Annotated in this window: 20 protein-coding genes; 11 read left to right on the top strand and 9 right to left on the bottom strand. The window is 52.9% G+C overall.

Going from position 1 to position 20,915, the window contains the following annotated elements; all coding sequences use genetic code 11:
* The first annotated feature begins 299 nt into the window (after positions 1-299).
* From J7395_RS06195 to J7395_RS06170, 6 genes are all read left to right on the top strand, one after another.
* Positions 300-731 carry a YeeE/YedE family protein gene (locus tag J7395_RS06195; protein ID WP_209220892.1) on the top strand — a complete coding sequence of 144 codons (432 nt, stop codon included), beginning with the start codon at positions 300-302 and terminating at the stop codon, positions 729-731.
* Positions 661-1,185 carry a YeeE/YedE family protein gene (locus J7395_RS06190; protein WP_247741974.1) on the top strand — a complete coding sequence of 175 codons (525 nt, stop codon included), beginning with the start codon at positions 661-663 and terminating at the stop codon, positions 1,183-1,185. Before J7395_RS06195 ends, J7395_RS06190 begins: the two co-directional genes overlap by 71 nt.
* A gap of 207 nt (positions 1,186-1,392) precedes the next feature.
* On the top strand, positions 1,393-2,118 hold the full coding sequence (locus J7395_RS06185) for a gamma-glutamyl-gamma-aminobutyrate hydrolase family protein (protein WP_209220891.1): 726 nt from the start codon (positions 1,393-1,395) through the stop codon (positions 2,116-2,118).
* Positions 2,119-2,306: 188 nt separating this feature from the next.
* A complete protein-coding gene (locus tag J7395_RS06180; RefSeq protein ID WP_209220890.1) occupies positions 2,307-3,977 on the top strand; it encodes an adenylate/guanylate cyclase domain-containing protein in 1,671 nt (556 codons plus the stop codon).
* Positions 3,978-4,213: 236 nt separating this feature from the next.
* On the top strand, positions 4,214-4,717 hold the full coding sequence (locus J7395_RS06175) for an Hsp20 family protein (RefSeq protein ID WP_062949777.1): 504 nt from the start codon (positions 4,214-4,216) through the stop codon (positions 4,715-4,717).
* 16 nt (positions 4,718-4,733) lie between these two features.
* A complete protein-coding gene (locus J7395_RS06170; protein ID WP_062949779.1) occupies positions 4,734-5,000 on the top strand; it encodes a DUF1150 family protein in 267 nt (88 codons plus the stop codon).
* An 80-nt stretch (positions 5,001-5,080) separates the two neighbouring features.
* On the opposite strand, the gene J7395_RS06165 is transcribed toward J7395_RS06170, so the two are convergent.
* The 7 genes from J7395_RS06165 to cobA all read right to left on the bottom strand — a co-directional run bounded on the left by J7395_RS06165 (position 5,081) and on the right by cobA (position 12,148).
* Positions 5,081-5,833 (bottom strand): MBL fold metallo-hydrolase, encoded by a 753-nt coding sequence (locus tag J7395_RS06165; RefSeq protein WP_231886987.1) that lies wholly within the window; start codon positions 5,831-5,833, stop codon positions 5,081-5,083.
* 192 nt (positions 5,834-6,025) lie between these two features.
* Complete coding sequence (locus J7395_RS06160; RefSeq protein ID WP_209220889.1) at positions 6,026-7,516, bottom strand: PAS domain-containing methyl-accepting chemotaxis protein; 1,491 nt, start codon at positions 7,514-7,516, stop codon at positions 6,026-6,028.
* A 183-nt stretch (positions 7,517-7,699) separates the two neighbouring features.
* Positions 7,700-8,161 carry a YcgN family cysteine cluster protein gene (locus J7395_RS06155; protein ID WP_209220888.1) on the bottom strand — a complete coding sequence of 154 codons (462 nt, stop codon included), beginning with the start codon at positions 8,159-8,161 and terminating at the stop codon, positions 7,700-7,702.
* An 84-nt stretch (positions 8,162-8,245) separates the two neighbouring features.
* Positions 8,246-9,583: a cobyrinate a,c-diamide synthase gene (locus J7395_RS06150; RefSeq protein WP_209220887.1), complete on the bottom strand. Its 1,338-nt coding sequence runs from the start codon at positions 9,581-9,583 to the stop codon at positions 8,246-8,248.
* 51 nt (positions 9,584-9,634) lie between these two features.
* Positions 9,635-10,255 (bottom strand): SCO family protein, encoded by a 621-nt coding sequence (locus J7395_RS06145; RefSeq protein ID WP_209220886.1) that lies wholly within the window; start codon positions 10,253-10,255, stop codon positions 9,635-9,637.
* A gap of 156 nt (positions 10,256-10,411) precedes the next feature.
* Positions 10,412-11,200, bottom strand: a complete 789-nt coding sequence (locus tag J7395_RS06140; RefSeq protein WP_209220884.1) for a sulfite exporter TauE/SafE family protein — start codon at positions 11,198-11,200, stop codon at positions 10,412-10,414.
* 78 nt (positions 11,201-11,278) lie between these two features.
* On the bottom strand, positions 11,279-12,148 hold the full coding sequence (cobA, locus tag J7395_RS06135; protein ID WP_062960221.1) for a uroporphyrinogen-III C-methyltransferase: 870 nt from the start codon (positions 12,146-12,148) through the stop codon (positions 11,279-11,281).
* 234 nt (positions 12,149-12,382) lie between these two features.
* Between cobA and J7395_RS06130 the strand changes: the two genes are divergently transcribed.
* From J7395_RS06130 to J7395_RS06120, 3 genes are all read left to right on the top strand, one after another.
* Positions 12,383-13,516, top strand: coding sequence for a cobalt-precorrin-5B (C(1))-methyltransferase (locus tag J7395_RS06130; RefSeq protein ID WP_209220882.1), 1,134 nt, complete (start codon positions 12,383-12,385; stop codon positions 13,514-13,516).
* A 26-nt stretch (positions 13,517-13,542) separates the two neighbouring features.
* Entirely contained in the window at positions 13,543-14,328 is a 786-nt protein-coding gene (locus J7395_RS06125) for a cobalt-precorrin-6A reductase (RefSeq protein ID WP_209220880.1), read from the top strand.
* A 114-nt stretch (positions 14,329-14,442) separates the two neighbouring features.
* Positions 14,443-16,590: a methyl-accepting chemotaxis protein gene (locus J7395_RS06120; protein ID WP_209220878.1), complete on the top strand. Its 2,148-nt coding sequence runs from the start codon at positions 14,443-14,445 to the stop codon at positions 16,588-16,590.
* A gap of 77 nt (positions 16,591-16,667) precedes the next feature.
* On the opposite strand, the gene J7395_RS06115 is transcribed toward J7395_RS06120, so the two are convergent.
* Entirely contained in the window at positions 16,668-17,675 is a 1,008-nt protein-coding gene (locus J7395_RS06115; RefSeq protein WP_209220876.1) for a complex I NDUFA9 subunit family protein, read from the bottom strand.
* A 151-nt stretch (positions 17,676-17,826) separates the two neighbouring features.
* Positions 17,827-18,732, bottom strand: coding sequence for an SDR family oxidoreductase (locus J7395_RS06110; protein ID WP_062949803.1), 906 nt, complete (start codon positions 18,730-18,732; stop codon positions 17,827-17,829).
* A gap of 242 nt (positions 18,733-18,974) precedes the next feature.
* Here J7395_RS06110 and J7395_RS06105 point away from each other — a divergent pair, with 242 nt between their 5' ends.
* Together J7395_RS06105 and J7395_RS06100 are read left to right on the top strand one after the other, a co-directional pair.
* Entirely contained in the window at positions 18,975-19,787 is an 813-nt protein-coding gene (locus J7395_RS06105; protein ID WP_209220874.1) for a tetratricopeptide repeat protein, read from the top strand.
* Positions 19,788-19,859: 72 nt separating this feature from the next.
* Positions 19,860-20,891 carry a substrate-binding domain-containing protein gene (locus J7395_RS06100; RefSeq protein ID WP_062949807.1) on the top strand — a complete coding sequence of 344 codons (1,032 nt, stop codon included), beginning with the start codon at positions 19,860-19,862 and terminating at the stop codon, positions 20,889-20,891.
* Positions 20,892-20,915 lie beyond the last annotated feature (24 nt).

Genomic DNA, 20,915 nt, shown 5'->3' with positions numbered 1-20,915 from the left:
AATCCGAAAAGGTCCCGGGCAGGATGACCGGAAACATCAAAACCAGATCATCGCTGTATCTTCTGAATCCGGAACTTTGGCAAGATGGATAATATCATTTTTAATCATATACTTAACCAGTCTCACTGTTTGCAGGAGCGCAAAATCATCTTAAGAGGGTGCCTTCCTTCGGAATCGGCAGCAGACTGCATTGCAACTGAATGGCGCCAAGCTTTCCTTCGAACACACCGAATAAATTGATTTAAACATAATATATTAATATTATGTTCTTTCGTTATCGCCTTACCCCGGGAGAAGAGATGGAAAATTTTACGCCTTATTCTGCGCTGCTGGGTGGTGCGCTGATCGGGCTGGCGTCGGGCCTTTATTTTTTGCTCAATGGCCGAATTGCAGGCGTTAGCGGCATCCTTGGAAGCATGCTTGCAAGCAAAACGCCGACATCTGATCGGATTGAAAAACTTGCCTTCATTGCCAGCATGATCATTGCGCCAACTGTCATACTGGCCATTTCATCTCTCAACGCCCAAAGCATCGTAACCGCATCCTGGCCCGTTATCATTATTGCCGGATTGATTGTCGGGTTTGGCACACGACTTGGCAGCGGCTGCACCAGCGGGCATGGAATCTGTGGCCTGTCGCGCCTTTCCGCAAGATCAATGGTTGCGACGCTATGCTTCATGGGCGCAGGCGCTACCAGCACATATATCATTCGCCACGTCATCGGGAGCTAAAACAATGCGTATCCTTGCTTCTGTTCTCTGTGGCGCGCTATTTGGGGCCGGCTTGCTGATTTCGGGGATGACGGATCCGCAAAAGGTCCTTGGATTTCTGGATATTGCTGCAATACAAACCGACCACTGGGACCCCAGTCTTGCCTTTGTCATGGCGGGCGGCCTTGTTGTTGCGTTTCCCTTTTTCCGATTTGCCCAATCACGTAAAAGTGCGGTTTGCGGCGGAAAGATAGAGCTTCCGACACGTCGCAACATTGATCACAACCTTGTCATTGGCGGGCTCCTGTTCGGCATCGGATGGGGAATGGTCGGTTATTGCCCTGGGCCCGCCATTAGCGCGCTTGCATTCGGACACACAGAAACAATCGTTTTTGTCATCGCAATGATCACTGGAATGGTCGTTCACAAACTGATGATGACCACACTGGACAAAACCGCATTCACACGGAAATAACAAAGAACTTTGACAGGTCTTTCAGGCACCTTTTGCAGACCAGCCATACGGTCCAGTTTTCCATGTCGTGAAAAATCAATCTGTTAGCATTCAAAATTCGCACGAACCAGCTTGGAAAGCCTGAAATCTCGCTGCAACATGCTTGTCTTTGCAACAACACTGGCATATGTGCAAAACAGCATCACACCATGATTTCAAAGGCCCCGCATGAAAATCGGCATTCTTGAAACCGGTCTTGTTCCGGAAGAACTTCGCGATGAATTCAAAAGCTATCCGAACATGTTTGAAACGATGCTCGGCCCGCTTGATCCCGAACTGACATTCCAGACATGGACTGTTCTTCTGGATGAATTCCCCGAAAATCTGAATGCTGCCGATGCGTGGATCGTGACCGGATCAAAGCACGGTGTTTATGAAAACGAACCCTGGATGATTCGCCTGCAGAGCTTGCTGCGCGATATTGTCACAGCACAGGTTCCGGTTTTCGGTGTGTGTTTTGGTCATCAAATTCTGGCGGCGGCTCTTGGCGGCAAGGTCGTTAAATCCGGCAATGGCTGGGGCATTGGCGTTCATGAATACACTACCGGCAAGCAGGCACCGGCATGGCTGGGCAATGCACCGGAAAAATTCAAACTTAATGCCTTCCATCAGGACCAGGTTGTCGAACTTCCCGAAGGAGCCACTGTCTGGGCCAGTTCTGAATTCTGCCCTTATGCAGCCCTTCTGTATGGTGAAACCGCTGCATCCATTCAGCCGCACCCAGAATTCCAACGCCCTTACGAGGAAGCCTTACTGAAGGCGCGATATGCATTGCTGCCCGAAGACGTACATTCAAACGCAACGGCGTCGCTTGACGAAACCACGGATAGCGCCCTGTTCGCCAACTGGATGCTGACATTCCTGCGCGGCAAACGGGCTGTAAAGGCCGCCTGAACCAGCGTTCGGACTTGATCGTTTTTTAAACGGGCCGTCACCGACAGGGGCGGTCCGTTTTGCATTTCACCGGATCGCACAGCATTTTCCAAACCTGAAAGCTTTGAACTTTTCCAAAACACCATTTATTTATGATTGCGTCGGATACTGAGTTTCTCGCGCATCAACCGCCCATAATACGGAACGCCATGATCCAGAATTTGCGGCTCTATTCCGGCCTGACGCTTTTTGCGTATGTCTTCATGCATCTGATCAATCAGGCTGCGGGCATCATATCGCCCGAAGCGATGGAAGCCGCCGACTTACTGACAACCGGAATCTGGCAGTTTCCCCCTTTGGAAATCCTGCTTCTGGCCGCGGCAATTACCCATTTCCTGCTGGCCACGACCCGCCTGACCAGCCGCCGGTCCCTACGCCTGCGCAAATCGGAATGGGCACAAATGATTTTGGGCCTTTGCATTCCGTTCCTGTTATTCCGCCATATTATTGCGACCCGGATCATCGAGCTGGGATTTGATGTCGATCCAGCATTTGAACGGGTACTACTTGATCTTGCGGTTTTCCTTCCCAGTCAGGGCATTCTGCATGCCATCGCCGTGATTGTTGTCTGGACACACGGCTGTATCGGCATCCATTTCTGGCTGCGGTTAAAACCGTTCTATCCGAGATGGCGCGGTGCGCTGGGTGCAATCGCTGTTCTTGTCCCCACACTGGCGCTTGCCGGTTTTGGTGCGGCATCGGCTGAAATCATTCGCCGCACCGAAGAAGGCGGTCGCAAATATGTTTTTGGGGTTCTTGATGCTGCCAACGTCAATGATGCGGCTATCAAATTCTATGAAAATGCGGTTCTCCCGGGCACCATAATCGCCATAGCACTGGCCTTTGCGCCATTTGTTGTGCGGCAAATTCGCCAGACCATTGACCGGATCAAACGCGGGCCGATGTTATCGATGCCCAATGGTAAAATGATCCGCGTGGCCCCCGGAGCGACCGCACTTGAAGCCCTTCGCGATGCTGGTGTGCAGATGGCATCTGTTTGCGGCGGGCATGGGCGCTGCACGACCTGCCGCATTCATTGCGGATCGGGCATTGATCAACTCGCCGCACCCGGCAAGATCGAAGCTGCGGCACTCGCGAGTATCCACGCCCCACGTGGCATGCGACTGGCATGTCAAATCCGTCCGTTAAACGATCTCGCCGTTGCACCACTTTTGCCGGCCAACGCCACGGCACAGGATGGAAGACGTCCCGGCGGCCTGTCCGGCAGCGAACGCCAAGTTGTCTCGATTTTTACTGATTTGCGGGATTCGACACGTCTGGGTGAAAAGAAAATGCCCTACGATGTTCTGTTCATATTGAACCAGTTTTTCGCCGAAATGACCGAAGCCCTGCGTGAAAGTGGCGGGCTTTATGCCCAATTTACCGGTGATGGACTGATGGCACTTTACGGTCTTGATACAGATGACACTGAAACCATGATCCGGGACGCCCTTCATGGTGCGGCGGGAATGTTGCGCCGGATCGAAAACCTGAACGAACACCTGAAATCAGAGCTACCCCATACACTACGTATCGGTATCGGCATCCATATGGGCGAGGCAATTGTCGGCGAGATGGGGCCTCCGGGCCGCGAAAATATCAGCGCCATCGGTGATACGATCAATACGGCCGCAAGGTTGGAAAGCCAGACCAAAAAGCATGGTGTACCACTGGTGATATCAAAAGCAATTTTTGACCACGGGCCGATTGCGCTCCCTGAAAACGCAGTAATGCATGAAGTGGCGTTACGTGGAAAGGATCAGACCGTGGCCTATTATGCGCTGGAAAATATGCCGGAACTGCCGGAACGCGTTGTATGATCTTCCCTGATCAGTCATGATCTGCGTATTACACAGGTCTGATATCTCATATTCCCAAGGTTTCCGCGGGTACAGTATCAATCCGGGTCTTGACTATGCGATAGAAAACCACATTTATTCGATTAGATAGATATGTCTGATGCCGAACGGGTCGGGTCAGATGTTCAGACGCCCGAAACGCCAAAAGCGTGGGGTCTGGTCGATATCACACTCGCTCTGCTGAGGAGGTGCTGCCAATGTCACGAATTTCTATGTTTAACAGCCCGCTGCTATTGGGGTTTGACCAGATCGAACGTGTTCTTGATCAGGTTTCCAAAACCAAGGCAGAAGGCTATCCCCCTTATAATATCGAGCAAATCGGCGAAAATCATCTGCGCATTACAGTCGCAGTCGCAGGATTTGCCGAAGATGACCTTTCGGTCACCACCGAAGACAATCAACTGATCATTCGTGGCAAGCATCAGGAAGACGAAAGCAACCGGATTTATATCCATCGCGGGATCGCATCCCGGCAGTTCCAGCGTTCATTCGTACTGGCCGAGGGTATTGAAGTTGTTGGCGCCCATCTTGATAACGGACTTTTGCATGTAGATTTGAACCGGCCTGTTCCCGAACCGGTGGTACGTGAAATTGCGATCAACTCTGCCAAGAAGAAAGCCGTCTCGTCACGCACCATAGATATGACCGTCGATGCTGAAAATGGCGCAGACGCGGTCGAAGATAAAAGCCGCAAGGCGTAACAAGGAGAGTGGTTTTATGAGCAATCGCATCTCAGACCATGACACCAAAGAAGCCCACGGTGCAGAACAGGATTTGAATCTGCTGTCGTCTGGTGATTTTGCCATGCTTGGCATTCACGATTTTGCCTATGTGCGGGCGATGGAAAATCCTGAAGACGAAAGCAACGAAACGGTCTTTGGGGTATTTACCGCCGATGGCACCCATATCGCATCGTTCGAAAGCCAGGCCGTGGCCCATGCGGCAATCCGCCAGCATGACATGGACCCGCGTTCGGTTCACTAACGCGATCCAATCAGGATATCCCGGAAGTCAAAAGGCAGCCAATAGGGCTGCCTTTTTGCTGGGTTTCATCAAGCATAACCCTAACGGATTTCGATCACTTCGCCGGGTACGGCAACCCGCACCTGTGGATTGTCACGCAGAAGTTCGACGATCTCGCGCCTTGCATCACGTTTGATGTGATAAAGCCAGAAACGCGATCCGGGCATATCAGATGCCAATTGCAGAACAGTTTCCAGATCGCAATGTGCGGCATGTCGTGGGTCATGCTTGGGCAAATATGTTTCCTGAAACACCAGATCCGCAGCGGTAAAAAGTGCAGTGGTATCGGCAGTCACGTTGCCATCACCGGAATAGGCAAATCCCTTGTTCTCGAAACGCAGCAAAATTGCATGGTTTTGAACGCTGTGATCGGACCGGGCAAATTTGGTTTCGAACGGGCCAACTTGCGTGGTTTCCGGCACCGCATGCCAGACAATTTCAAACGGCCATGCACTCCCAAGCCCGGCAAAGCCAAGCTCCATGATCTTTTCCAGATGATTGCGTACCGCCGGTGTCGCGATGATATGAATCGGTTTTGATCGGCCGTCATCGCGCCAGTTCAGCATAACCGGCACCAGCCCGAAAACGTGATCAGGGTGCATGTGGGTAAAATAAATCGCATCAATGGCATCCGGATCGGGAAACTTGCGCATCAACAATCCGGGCACCGTTGCCCCACAGTCAATCATCAACCGATAGCCACTTGCACTCACCACAACGGATGAATTTTCAAAGGCAGGATCGAATGCCTCGCCAACACCCAGAACATCTATGCGCATATATTCACTCGACATTCCCCGTCACCGCGTTATTTGCGGATCATTTGCAAAGAATGTCTATTTTTGCTGAGACAACAAACATTAGGCAAGCTGTTCAGATTTGTTTTCGCCATAAAGTCTCAAAACCGTCACCATACAAACGAAACAGGGTGGCCGAACGTGCCGACCACCTTGGAGTTCGATACATCTGTATAGGAAATCAGGCGTTTAACGCGCCAGCACTTCCGCGGCCTTGCGCGTCCGGCTGACCGAGTCGGCTACCATTCCCGTTGTAGACTTGATGTTATCAAGGTTCCGGGAAAGACCATCGACCGCGCCTGCCATCAGACGCATGTTTTCCGAAACACCTTCGGTCACCGCACTCTGTTCCTCTACCGCCGAAGATATGTTTGTAACACTATCCCGTACCGTTTCCACCGAATGACGAATGGTTTCAAGAGCACCGACAACCTCGGACGAGATCGACTGAATGCCTGAAATTTCATCGGAAATCTGCTCGGTCGCACGAGCTGCCTGATTGGCAAGATTCTTGACTTCGTTGGCAACAACGGCAAATCCCTTGCCGGCGTCACCTGCACGTGCGCTTTCGATTGTCGCATTCAGTGCCAACAGATTGATCTGCCCTGCGATGTTCTGAATGACTTCAACAATGCTGCCCATCGATTCGACAACTTCCGCCATTCGCTGGGTAGAATTGTTGGCACTGATCGTCTGATCAAACGCGCGCTCTGTTTCATCACGTGACTGCGCCATGCTGCGAGAAATTTCTGCAATCGATGCCGCCATCTGCTCCGCACTGGCCGCAACAGTCTGCACCGTTTGCGATGTTTCCTCGGACGTGCTGACACTTTGACTTGCCGAATTGCCCAAGGCTGCAATGTTGCTATCGATCTCGGTAAAATTCTGATCAATCATGGTTTTAAGCTCAAGCAACAGGCGGGTTTGCTCGGTAATGTCTGTTGCGAACTTGATTACCTTGAAAGGCTTTCCAACCGGATCAAGAACCGGGTTATAGGACGCTTCAATCCAGATTTCCTTGCCACCCTTGCCGACACGCTTAAATTGGCCCGTATGGAAATTCCCGGTTTTCAGGGTTTCCCAGAACGAGCGATATTCGGCAGAGTCACGATATGCTGGCGCAACAAACATGCTATGATGCTTGCCGATAATTTCATCAAGTCTGTATCCCATGGCATCGAGAAAATTCTTGTTTGCCTTAAGGATAATGCCGTTCAGGTCAAACTCGATCACAGCCTGCGATTTTTCCATCGCATCAAATACACTTTGCAGGACCGCACGTTCAATGCGTCGCGCTGTAATGTCGGTTGCAAACTTAACAACTTTTGTCGGCTTTCCGTCTTTGTCAAAGATCGGGTTGTAAGTCGCTTCAAGCCAGATCATCTCGCCATTTTTGCGCACACGCGGCACGGCACCTGACGAAAATTTGCCGTTGCGAAGCTGTTCCCAGAATTTCCGGTATTCTTCGCCATTGCTGATTTCACGCGGAACAAATATCGAATGATGCTTCCCGACGATTTCCTCAAGCGAGAACCCCATCGTTTTAAGGAAGTTCTCATTGGCAGTCAGAATTTTACCATCGATTGAAAACTCGATGACAGCCATCGACAAGCTGAGCGCATTTACAATCTGCTGCCCCTCGTTCGAACTGCCATTCTTGAAAAGTGACGCAAAACCCATCCGGATATCTTCCTTGTGCTGTCCGGATTTCTAACTGCAAACCCGGTCATTTATAGGCATACATAAAAACAAACCGAACAATTGCGCTTGTTCTGCACAATTGTTCGGTTTGCAGGATACCTATACTTAAGAAGTAATCAACCACCTATTTTGGCGTAGACGTATCTACTCTAGGTCATACCTTCAAGCGGGCCACTTTACAATATACCGGGTCAGATCAGGGTGGGCGTCATCCTCCGAGATCACCATTCCCTTAATAGACATTCCGGCCGAGATAGTTGAATCTGAACGCCCTGTAATAAGTGGGTGCCAGTCAGGTAACCCTTTTCCTTCAGCCATCAAACGATAAGCACATGTTGACGGCATCCAGGACAATGTCGTGACATTCTCCTGCGAAAGTTGCACACAATCAGGGACATGCTGCGTTCGATTGGGATAATCCTTGCAGCTGCAGGTTTCGCAATCCAGCAACCGACAGGCAACCGACGTGTAATAGACAAAGTCGGTATCTTCGTCCTGAAGTTTGTGCAGGCAGCACTTGCCACAACCGTCACAAAGGGCTTCCCATTCCTGCGGCGTCATCTGCTCCAGCGTTTTGGATTCCCAAAACCGGGCGTTTTCCGCTTCATGCGTTGGCTCTCTCATCGTCTCTCTCGTCCGGCACCATTTTATTATTGTTGGATTGTAGCATATGGCGGACTTCCAAACCGCAAAGATCGCCAATCGAAGCTACTGGCAGATCAGATGAAAGAACGAGCCGAAAACACTTCCCTTCATCAAACCGGCACAGCCAAGATCATCACCAGTTGCTGTGGCCATTTTGCCAAGGGGCGTACCTTCGGCTTTGATCGTCGAGGCATAGTGAAACTCATGCCCGCGCAAGATCGTTCCAATCGCCCCCAAAGCTGTCGCCTCGGACAAAACCAGTGTCCGATATCCCAAATGCAGTTTGCGATCCGCAAAACTCGTGACAAGTGGCAGAAGCCCAAGCATCTCGTGATGTTGGCCTGACGCATCAATCATTGCCTCGCCCAGCACCATGTAGCCACCGCATTCACCATAGATCGGGGCATTTTTGGCTGCCATCGCCGCAAGGGTCGCTTTGAAATTCCCTGCTCTCGCCAATCGTTCACCATGCAGTTCCGGATAACCACCGGGCAGATAGACGGCATCAGCCTCCTTGTGGGGGGCTTCATCCGTTAGCGGGGAAAAGAACGATAATTCCGCGCCCTGACGGCGCCAGTCTTCAAAAAGATGCGGGTAGGCAAAGGCAAAGGCTGTGTCCCGCGCGATGGCAATATGCTGCCCCAATGGCGGGATACCGATGACCGCATCCGAAACATTACCAGCCCCCGCTAATAGTTGCCGACCGCTTACCAGGCCGATCAACTGATCAAGGTCCACGTCCTCGGCAATAATCCCGGACGCCTGATCAAGGAACGCATCAAGCGCGTCATGCTCTCCTGCCTGCACAAGGCCCAGATGCCGTTCGGGCAGCGATAACGCATCACTGCGCCGGACCGCCCCGATCACAGGAATTTCCGGTAGATGTTCGCGGCACGCCGTTTCGATCATCACACGGTGCCGATCACTGCCAACCCGATTAAGGATCACAGCCGCAATCTTCACATCCTTGCGAAAACTGGCAAACCCGGCGATCACCGCGGCAGCCGATACCGACTGCCCCTTGACATCAATAACCAGCACAACCGGCCAGTTCATCATCGCCGCAAGATCGGCAGTCGATCCATTGCCGTCCGCCGCCCCGTCAAACAGGCCCATCACACCTTCACACAGAAGAAGGGACTTGTCCCCGGCCTGCCGTCGGGCAAGCGCAGCAAGCTGGTCGCCTGACATCGCCCAAGGATCAAGATTGATACATTTTTCTCGGCACGCCGCGGCCTGAAATGCCGGGTCGATATAGTCCGGTCCGGTTTTTGCCGCCGCCACACGAACACCCCGATTGGCAAGAGCCCGCAAAAGACCAAGTGTCAGAACCGTCTTGCCGCTATTTGACGAGGGTGCCGCAATTATCAGGCCCGGAAGCTGCGCTGCAGATAGTTCCATATTCCGGCTTCCCTGAATGCCGCACAAACTGATCCCGACACAAACGGTGGATCATCCGTTCTTTTTGATGACCTCAGCAATGCCCTTGGCCATATCTTCCGGGGCTGTTCCGTAATTAAAGTGACGGATAAATGATCCATCACGTCCCATCAGATACACAAAAGATGAATGATCCATCAGATAGGCATCCGAATCCTTTGATTCCCCATCGGCATATGCCTTGGCGTAGTACACACGGAAAGTCTTTGCGGCGGTCGTAGTCTGTTCAAGCGTTCCGGTCAGGCCAACCATACGTTCGTGAAAATGCGGAACATAGGCCGCAATCGCGTCAACCGTATCGCGTTCCGGATCAACCGAAATGAAAACCGGCGTTACCTCATTGGCAATTTCTGGATCAAGTGCATCAAGCGCATTGCCCATCACCTGCAATTCGGTCGGGCACACATCCGGGCAATAGGTATAGCCAAAATAAATCAGCATGTATTTCCCGCGGAAATCCTGTTCAGTGCGGGTCTGGCCATTCTGGTCAACCAGTTCAAACGGCCCGCCGATCGCCGCAGCCCCCGAACCGGAAGACGTCGTTTCCGATCCCATCATCATCAATCGATAGGTCAGACCAATACCGAGAACCAGCGCAATCGCCAGAATGATCACAAGTGTTTTCTTGCTCACGCCGTTACCTGTCCTTCTGTTCCGGGATTACGAGCCTGCGCCAATCAACCGGATAAATAAGCCACTGTCTTGCGGGCACTATAAATCCGCAAAACGATCATGCAAGACCCGTAACTGTGCCACGGCTCACAATGACGTCATTGCGAATTCTCAAAATTATCCGATCTGATGAAATGCCAACATGGCAAGGATGACAGCGTTAACGACCATAAGCCCCCGCCCAACCGGGGCCATAAAAGCACGAAACCGTCTGGTGGCATATTGGCCGATCACACCGGTTGCAAACAGCATCGGCACAGTGCCAAGCCCGAATACCGCCATGACAAACCCGCCCGTCAATGCGTTGCCGCCTGCGGCCGCGAGAACCAGCGCACCATAAATCAGGCCACATGGGATAAACCCAAGCATCATGCCTAACAGGTAACCCCGCCAGCCGAACGGCGCACCAAATAACGGTTTGATGCGGTCACCAACCATCCGGTTCCACCATGCACCCGTAGTGTTTCCTACTGTCATGTCTGAAAACAGTCCGGCAAGATGAGGAACCAAACCGATCACCCCGAAAACCAGAAAGAACATCGCTGCACACAAAAGCAATACAGGTCCCAACCACCAGACTTTGGTCAGCACTGTGATGCTGTCAGCAAAAAAGCCAGCTATCACGCCAAGCAGCGTATAAGTCGTCAATCGGCCAAACTGATATGGCAAAAGCGCGGCCCCGGTCAGCCGGCGAAACTCGCTCATTTTCTCAAGCGGCAGCTTTTCCATGCGCGACGTGATCTGACTAATCACAAATGGTCCGCACATCCCGACACAGTGGGTGGCACTGCCGACAAGGCCCGCAATCAGTGCCGTCGCCAAAACACCGCTGTCCTCCTGAAGGACAGTGGCGCATTGTGCCCAGCCGCTTTCGATGATGCGGATCAGTATCTGTTGTTCGTCCATGATCCATCCGGATTAATCAGTTGTTCTGATTGTGACGTCCAGACCGGATAGGAACAACGATATAGATCAATTCAAAGCTCAGGAATTCGAAGCTGTCGGATCACTCGGCACGGTAATGAGATCAAGGACCTGTTCGAACGGCACATGACGCACTGCTTTGACGTCATCCTGCGGTGAAAGCCAGTTCAACCGATCACGCAGATCAACCACCTTACCCAGAATGCAGACCGCAGGTGGTTCAACACCGGCCTTTTCGACATCGTCAGCCGCATTGGCAAGTGTTGAGATCAGAATACCCTGATTGGGCGTGGTCGCCTGGTTGATAACCGCAAGCGGCTCGTCACCGGATCGTCCATTGGCCATCAGTTCCGATGAAATACGACGCAAATGCTTCATCGCCATATACATCACCAATACAGGTGCACCTTTGGCAAGGGCAGCCCAATTGATGTTATCAGGCATTTCGCCACTCGAACCATGGCCCGTGACAAAGGTTACCGATGAATTGCAATCACGGTGCGTTGTCGGAATCCCGGCATAAGCAGCACCGGCAATACCGGCCGTAATACCCGGTACAACCCGGAACGGTACATTATGTTGAACCAGCGTCAGACCTTCCTCACCGCCGCGGCCAAACACGAACGGGTCACCACCCTTAAGACGCAAGACCCGCAACCCCTGCTTGGCATAATCAACAAGCTGCAGAGATATATCCGTTTGCTTTGAGGACGGGCGCCCACCACGTTTACCGGCATAAACACGCTTGGCATCAGAACGCAAAAGATTGAGAATCCGGTCATCAACCAACGCATCATAGACAACGATATCTGCCTGTTGCATCGCATTGACGGCATGGAGCGTCAGCAAACCGGGGTCCCCCGGTCCTGCGCCGACCAGCCAAACCCAACCCGGCTCAAATACCGGAAAATCAAGACCAAGTGTCGTCATTACGGAATTCTTTATCTCTCGGGCAATTGGTCCATCTGTGCAGGACCGGATCGTTTGGATATGTTAAACAGCATCTGGGCGTCAGGTCCAACATATTAGTCCGTATTTTTCTCGTTATTTATCTGATATCACATCAATTTTAATGTTTAATAGAGAAACTCTGACAAAAAAGCATGCAGCCATAATAATGGTTAACCCAGATATTCAAAGCCATAAACCGGGATCACCTGCCGCATGACCCGAAAGCCGGACGGACCACTACGCAAGGGATGGACAACGGGGGCCTGTGCCACCGCCGCAACCCGTGCGGCGTGGCAAGCCCTGCTTTCTGGTGAGTTTCCCGATCCGGTCACCATCACCCTTCCCCGGGGCGAAACACCCTCCTTTAGCCTGATCAAGGCTGAAACAGGAGAAGGCTGGGCGCGGGCAAGTGTGATAAAGGATGCCGGTGATGACCCCGATGTCACCCATGGCGCGGAAATCATCGCAACAATCCGACATGGAAAACAGGGTTCAGGCATCACTTTCCGTGCAGGCGACGGTGTCGGGATGATTACGAAACCCGGCCTGCCAATCCCGGTTGGCGAAGCCGCGATCAACCCCAAACCGCGCGAAATGATGACACAGCAGATCGTCGAACTGGCAAACCGGTTTAACGCAACTACCGATGTCGAAATTGAAATTTCCATTCCCGGCGGGCAGGAGATCGCCCTGAAAACCTGGAACCCGCGGCTTGGAATTGTTGGCGGGCTTTCCGTATTGGGCACCACCGGCGTTGTGATCCCGTTCAGCTGTTCGGCATGGATCCATTCCATTCATCGCGGCATTGATGTCGCGCGCGCCACCGGTCGCAGACATGTGGCCGGGGCCACCGGCAAAACGTCCGAAGCTGCCATTCGGCAATTTTACAGTTTGCCGGACGAGGCGATCCTTGATATGGGCGATTTCGTTGGCGGCATGCTGAAATATCTGCGTCGCCATCCGGTCGAATTTGTCACAATTTCAGGCGGCTTTGCCAAACTGGTAAAACTGGCACAGGGACATATGGACTTGCATAGCAGCCGATCCGAAGTCGATTTCGAAAAACTTGCTGAAACCGTTGCCACGCTTGGAGGTGATACCGGTCTCGTATCCGAAATTGCCAGCGCCAATACTGCCAAGCAGGTTCTGGAACTTTGCACATCCCGAAACGTTGACATAGCACGAACCATTGCCCTTCAGGCCGCTGAAGCTGCCCGCGCAACAATCGACGGTGCCTCCGCCATCGAAATTGTCGTCGTTGATCGCGCTGGCAGGATTGTTGCCCGTGCCGGACATGGCGATTTTGACGCCTTTCTTCCTGCCAAAGCGACAAACCCGAACCTTTAAAATTAACAAAAACAGGCCCGCAACACATGATCCCCCCACGAAGCACAGCTACACCGCTAAACATTCTTATTTTTGGCGGTACGGGGGATGCCAATCGTATTGCTGCTGATCTGTTGCAGGAATTCGGATCGGATGTGCGTCTGCAGCTTTCTCTTGCCGGTCGCACCAGCGCACCAAGATTACCAGACGGCATCCCTGTCCGTATTGGCGGATTTGGCGGGGCCGAGGGCATCATATCCTGTCTGGGTTCGGAAAAAATCGATCTCGTGATTGATGCAACACACCCATATGCCACCCAGATATCCAGTCACATTGCCCAAGCCTGTCACGCGGTGGCAACGCCCTGCATTCAGTTTCAGCGATCTGCATGGCAAAAAACGGATAAAGACCGCTGGATCATGGTCAGAAGCCTTCAAGAAGCAGCCCAAATCCTGCCCGACCACGGAAGACGCGCCTTGATCGCAAGCGGGCGCAAGGATCTTGCCCATTTCGAAGGACTGGAAAAAACATGGCTCCTGGTCCGGACTGTCGAGTCCCCCAAGGATCCGTTCAACCTTGCATTCGGTGAATGGCTGATCGCGCGTGGTCCCTTTACCGCCGAAGGCGAAATCGAACTTTTGCAGCGCTACGAAATTGATGTGATTGTCAGTAAAAACAGCGGCGGGTCGGCTACAGAGGCCAAGATTCTTGCGGCACGCGAACTGAACATCCCGATCATCATGGTAGAACGTCCCGGTGCGGCACCGGTTGAACAGGCTGAGGCCATATATGAAATAATTGAAAAAGTCAGAAACACTCTTGCCAGTGTCTGATTTTCGGCGATATTCCTAATCCCAACTATGGACCTTTCAGGGCGGTCCAGAATTATCAGTCGAGAACGGCAAAAATAGCCGCCGACACCCTGAATTCCATGAGTGGGAACTGTAATGACCGGCAAAATTGGTTTGCGCGGAAGGTTGATGTTGGCGATTGTGCCAATTGCCTTGCTCGCCGTATGTGCCGCCGCTATGGCGGTGTTTTCTTTTAGAATTACCGAACAACAGCAGAAAATCGTTGCGAATGATGCTATCCCGGCCCTGATTTCCGGCCAGGAACTCTATTCCCGCAGCGACGCGGTCATCAGCATGGCGCGCGCCGTCGCCAGCGCGCGCAACGAAGATCAGGTCGCGGCCGCCACCGCAAATCTTGATGAAACCGAAAATGTCATGAACGACCAGATCGCAACATTGGCGATGCATGGCGTTGACGGTACGATTCTGAACGAATTTTCCAGCCAGACCGGTGAAATGATCGTCAATATCCGGTTGTTACAGGACACCATGCGTAGTCTGTTCAACACGCGCAGCGCTCATAACGCCATGCTGGGCGACGTCGTCACATCGACGAATGCCGTTGAACTGATTGCCCGCGAACTGTCAACCAATGCCAACATGCAGTTAACCAATAATGCAGGCGAACTTTACGGGCTGGTCGGCGATCCGGAAAAATCCGACAAAGCATTTGAAATGCTCGACAAGCTTCTCGACGAAGATGCACTGACGTCGCAGAATATGGCGGAACTGCGTGCCGTAGCATTGAAAATCCCCGATCTGGCCCGCATGACGGCAACAGCTGCCAATCAGGAAGACCTTGATCGCATCAAGTTCTGGTCCGGCCCCGTCCTGACCCAGATGGAAAGCAGCATCGCTGAAATCCCGCTCAATACGCCACGCGAAAAGGCACAAGCCGCCTTTACGGCAATTTCAAACGGCCTTAATCCCAATAACGGCAATAACCTGTTCAGCCTGCGCCAGAAGGAAATCGAGGACGAAAAATCGCTTGATGAACTGCTGGCAAAAACAACTGCAACATCGCAAGCAATCGGTTCGACAGCCGACCGTCTTCTGAGCGATATGCGCGCAAAGATCGACGATGCAAACCACGATGTTTCAACCACGATCAGCGCCGCAGAAAAGGCAATGATCGGTGTAGCCGTGGCCGCAATCGTCATTTCTGGCCTGATCATCTGGCTGTATGTGCAACGTAACCTGCTGGCCCGCCTTATCGGGTTAAGTTCTGCGATGGGTAGGCTGACCAATGGCGATCTTGAAACACCGGTTTCCGATCGTGGTAGCGACGAGATTGCCGATATGGCTGCAGCTGTTGAAACCTTCCGCGAAAATGCCCGCGACGCCGAAAAACTGCGCGAGGAAAACAAGGCCGCCGAACGCCGTGCCGAAGAACAGCGTCGCGAGGCTTTGCTCGAAATGGCGAACGGCTTTGAAAGCTCGGTCAACGGCCTTGTCACCGAATTACTGTCACAGGTTGGCGATATGCGCGATGCCGCCGATAACATGGCGCAGAATGCCGGTGACAACGTTCATCGTGCCATCGAAGTCAGCGAAGCATCCCAGAATGCCTCCCAGAATGTCAGTTCGGTTTCTTCCGCGACCGAAGAACTGTCTGCATCGATTGCAGAAATTGAACGACAGGTTTCCAAGGCGGAGGAGGTTTCCCGCTCTGCCGTTTCCGAAGCCCGCAAATCTGATGAAACTGTTCGCCAGATGTCCGAAACCGCGGATCGTATCGGCGAAGTTATCGAGCTGATCACAACCATTGCCGATCAAACCAACCTTCTGGCTCTTAACGCGACCATCGAAGCCGCGCGTGCCGGGGATGCAGGCAAGGGCTTTGCCGTTGTGGCAAACGAGGTCAAAAACCTGGCATCCCAGACACAGCGCGCGACCGAGGATATCGGCAAGCAGATCAATGAAATGCGTGCGGTCAGCACCGAAGCCGTCGAAATGATTTCGACCATCGCCCAGACCATTGGCGAAATCGATACGATCTCAAGCTCAATCGCAGCCGCCATGCGCCAACAGGGAGCCGCCACCGCCGAAATTGCCAGCGGTTCCGAAGAAGCAGCCAATGGTGTACGTCACGTATCAGAAAACATGCTTAATGTTTCACGTGCCGCCGAAGCGGTTCAGGACCTCTCGGGTTCGACCCGCAACACGGCCGAAGAACTTCTGCAAAAGGCACATCGCCTTCAGGACGAGGCGAACAACTTTGTCGCCCGCGTTCGCGCCGGTTAGTTAGCCGAGACCCAAAGAAAAAGCCCCGCCGATGGATTTCGGCGGGGCTTTTTTATCACTTCTGCAACAACATCCGATCAGACAAAGCGGCGGAATTCACCACTTTTGCGCGGCGGGCAGAAACGTTTCAGATAGGTCGGCGCAATCGCTTCAACGCTGTTGGGCGTAATACCAAGTTCGGCAAAACCTTCAGCACCTTCGGAAACGACATTGTCGGTTTTAAGCAACCGAACCTGATCCGGGGTCAAAAGCGGCTTAGGCAGGAATTGCAGGAAGAACGCCTTGATCGATGCCAACCAGAACGGTACGGGCATCAGAATGGCGCGTTGACGAGTCATCTGCAGCATATCGCGCAGAAGTCCCATGAAGCTGTATACTTCCGGCCCACCCAACTCATAGGTCTTGCCAGCAGATTTGCCCTCGACCAGTGCAGTTACGAACGCTTCGGCTACGTCGGCAACATAGACCGGCTGGAATTTCGGACCACCATCGCCAAGCATGTCGACCTTGCCTTTATCGAGTTCGACCTTCGGCAGGCCCGGCGCACCAATAACCGGCAGAACCGGGGAATAACGCGCCATGGTGGCAAACTGGTTCAGGAAATTATCTTCCGGACCAAAAATAACCGACGGGCGGAAAATCACTGCATCCGGGAAAGCTGCGCGAACAGCCTTCTCACCAGCCAGTTTCGAAGTCGCATAAAGCGCATGCGGATTCTTATCAACGCCAAGGGCGGACATGTGCAGGAAGGTTTTAACACCACAGGCCTTGGCTTCTTCGGCAATACGTTTTGCGGCTTTGACATGGATATTCATGAAGCTGCTGCTGCCGCGCTGATACAGAATGCCCAACAGGTTGATCACCGCTTCGGAGCCTTCGATCGCGCCTTTGATCGACTCTTCATTGCGAACATCGCAATGTACCGGAACCACCTGCCCAAGATAGCCCATCGGCTTCAGTTTCTTGACGCGCTCAAAGCTGCGGGTCGGAACGCGGACGATAAAGTCACGCTCAAGCAAACGCTTGACGATATGACGCCCGACAAATCCGGTGCCGCCAAAAACGGTTACGATACGACGATCCATGCTTGCTCTCTCCTTGCCGGCCGACGATGTGGCGATGATCCCGCCATCACGATCCGGCGCTGGGTACCATCAGGGCCAAATGCGGATATCGGCCCGATCAAAATTCCTAAGCGGTTATATACGACCCGCAGGGTGCGTCAACAATGCCCTTTTAAAGCGTATCTGTCCCGGCCCCGTTGATTTTAGCCAATATTTCGTCATGTAGCGCCAGTAAACCCGCCTTGTAGTCGGCAAAACGCAGCTTCACACCAAGCTCGGACTTGATCCGGTCATTGGCCACCCTCTTGTTATCTTCATAAAAGCTTGCAGCCATTGGGCTCAGATTGGCTGTCTCGAAATCCTCCTCCGTTGGCGGATCCATGCCAAGCAAACCACAGGCATAAGCAATTACATCCTGCGGCGGGGCGGCATCATCGTCACATACATTATAAGCTGCACCGGCATTCGGGCACCGGATTGATGCCAGCACCGTCTGGGCAATATCCTCGACATGGATACGAGAAAAAACCTGTCCGGGCTTTACCACACGTCGCGCCCGGCCCGACCGGACGGTTTCAAGTGCATTGCGCCCCGGCCCATAGATTCCGGCCAATCGGAAACTTTGCACGCAAAGACCATGACGTTGCCCCAGATCGAACCATGCCTTTTCTGCGGCCACCCGTCTGCGACCACGTTTGCCACTTGGTATCAGGTCGTCTTCTTCGGTAACGGTCGCACCATCGCGGTCGCCATAAACACCTGTTGTCGACAGATATCCGATCCATGTTCCACCGGGCAGGGCGGCAAGATCACCGGCATGATGGGCCAGAACAGGATCACCATTCCCCCCCGGTGGTACCGAAATCAGGACATGGGTGACATCTTTTAGGGCCGCACGAATATCGGCCACCGGCACGTCATCGGAAAAAATATGGGGCTCGATCCCCTGCGCGCGCAACGCGTCAGCCTTTTCCGCACTGCGCGTGGTACCGGCTATTTTCCAGCCTTCCTCGCGCAGCTGATTGGCAACAAGGCGTGCTGAAAATCCCAATCCGAAGCAAAACAGCTTTTCGGTCATTATCAAATCCATATGCCGGGGAGACTATCTCTAAGCGTGGAACACTATCGGCCCCGGTCGGCCATGACAAAAGCTTTCCGGACCATGTTGCGGAAAGTTTGAAATCACAATCATTTTCTTGCCGCTTTCATGATTTGCAATGCGGACCTGATAAACAGGTTCTGGTCGGTACGAGCAATACACCCGTATGCTGGCCAACGCCTCGTCGCTTTTAAAACTGACGCCAAACTGAAAGGCCTACCATGTCTGAACTGTTTGCACGCAAAACCTTGCGCGCATCATCACTCGTTGCGATGACCCTGTTTGGCATGATGCTGGTTTCGTTTGGCACGCAAAGACAGGCCTTGGCACAAGGCACAAATATGAGTGCCGATGACGCCAGGCAATATCAGGACTGCCTGAAACTCGCTCGCCTCAAACCAGAAGACGGGTTTGAAAGTGCCATTGCATGGCGTGATATGGGTGGCGGGGAACCGGCAAAGCATTGTGTCGCGGTCGCGCTGATTGCGCTTGAAAAATACGAAGAAGCCGCAACCCGCCTTGATGCACTTGCCGATGAAAGCACATCCCCCCAACAGGTCGTTGCCGGGCTTCTGGCACAAGCCGGGCAAAGCTGGATGATGGCTGGCAATCTTGAGTTTGCCTGGCGCGATCAATCACGTGCCTTGGACATGGTCAAAAACGATCCAACCCTTTGGGTTGATCGGGCAATGGTTCTGGGCATGGCCGGGCAGTATTGGGACTCGATCGACGATCTGAACAATGCGCTTGATCTTGATCCAGACAATGTCGAAGCCCTGATCTATCGTGGCACGGCATGGCGTATGCTGGAAACCTACGACCTCGCCATGACCGATATTCAACGCGCTCTGGAACTATCCCCCAACAATATTCAGGCGCTTTTCGAACGTGCAAACCTGCATCGGATTGCCAAAAATAACGATCTTGCGCGTCAGGATTATCTAACTGTCATAGAAAATTCAAACGGAACCCCTGTCGCTGATGCGGCAAGAGCGAATATAGAAAAGATGGATGTTCAGACCGGATCGGAATAGGTTCTGATCCGCATTTGATATGTGCCCGCCGGTTTCGGGACCATATCGCCAGATTTTCAGCCGGGGGACCCCATGCGTCGTTTGATTGCCACGACCGCCATTGCCGCATCCGTAACGATGATGATTGCCGCTAGCACGGCACAGGCCCGCGACCAGATCAGGATTGTCGGTTCTTCGACGATCTTTCCACTGACCACCAAGGTCGCCGAATATTTCGGCAAGACCACCGGTGAACCGGCCCCGGTGGTTGAGAGCACCGGCTCGGGTGGTGGTTTCAAACTGTTCTGCGGTGGAATCGGTTCGGAATATCCCGACATCGTCGATGCATCGCGCCAGATAACCGGTTCGGAAACCGCCATCTGTGCCGCCAATTCGGTGCGCAATATCAGCGAAATCAAAATCGGCTATGACGGCATCGTCCTGTTGGGATCACGTAAAGCTCCGACAATGACGCTGTCGGCCCGCCAGCTTTATCTGGCACTGGCACGCACCGTTCCGGTTCAGGGGGCAAGCGTTCCGAACCCGCATGTCAAATGGTCCGATATCGACGCCAACCTGCCAGACATTCCGATCCGCGTTTACGGCCCGCCGCCGACTTCGGGCACGCGAGACCTGATGGGACAGCTTCTGATGGATAAGGGCTGTGCCGAATTCAGCGATATCGCAAGCCTCGAATCGACCGATCCTGAAAGCTTCCGCCTGCTTTGCCGCACCATCCGCGAAGACGGTGCCTATATCGAGGCAGGTGAAAATGATCGACTGGTGATCAGCAAACTTGAAAAAGATCCAAAATCCTATGGTGTGATGGGTTTCAATAACCTTGATCGCAACCGTGAAGCCATGCAGGGCATTCCGATCAATGGTGTTGCACCTGATTATGACACCATTCTGGATGGCAGCTATCCGGGATCGCGTGCACTTTACCTTTATGTAAAGGACGATCATCAGCAACTGGTCCGCACGCTGGGTGCATTTGTCGCAACCTATACCTCGGACGCCGTGATTGGCGAAGAAGGCCTGCTGGCTGATAACGGCCTTGTTCCCCTGCCCGAAAACGAACGTCAGGAAGCGTTGGCAGGTGCCCAAAAGTTCTCCGGGAATTAGGTTGCGCAGGATTTAAATAAAACG

The sequence above is a fragment of the Thalassospira sp. A3_1 genome, assembly GCF_017744215.1.
Classification (GTDB): domain Bacteria; phylum Pseudomonadota; class Alphaproteobacteria; order Rhodospirillales; family Thalassospiraceae; genus Thalassospira; species Thalassospira lucentensis_A.
The sequence above is the reverse complement of the archived record's forward strand: the minus strand, read 5'-3'. Positions and strand labels throughout refer to the sequence as shown.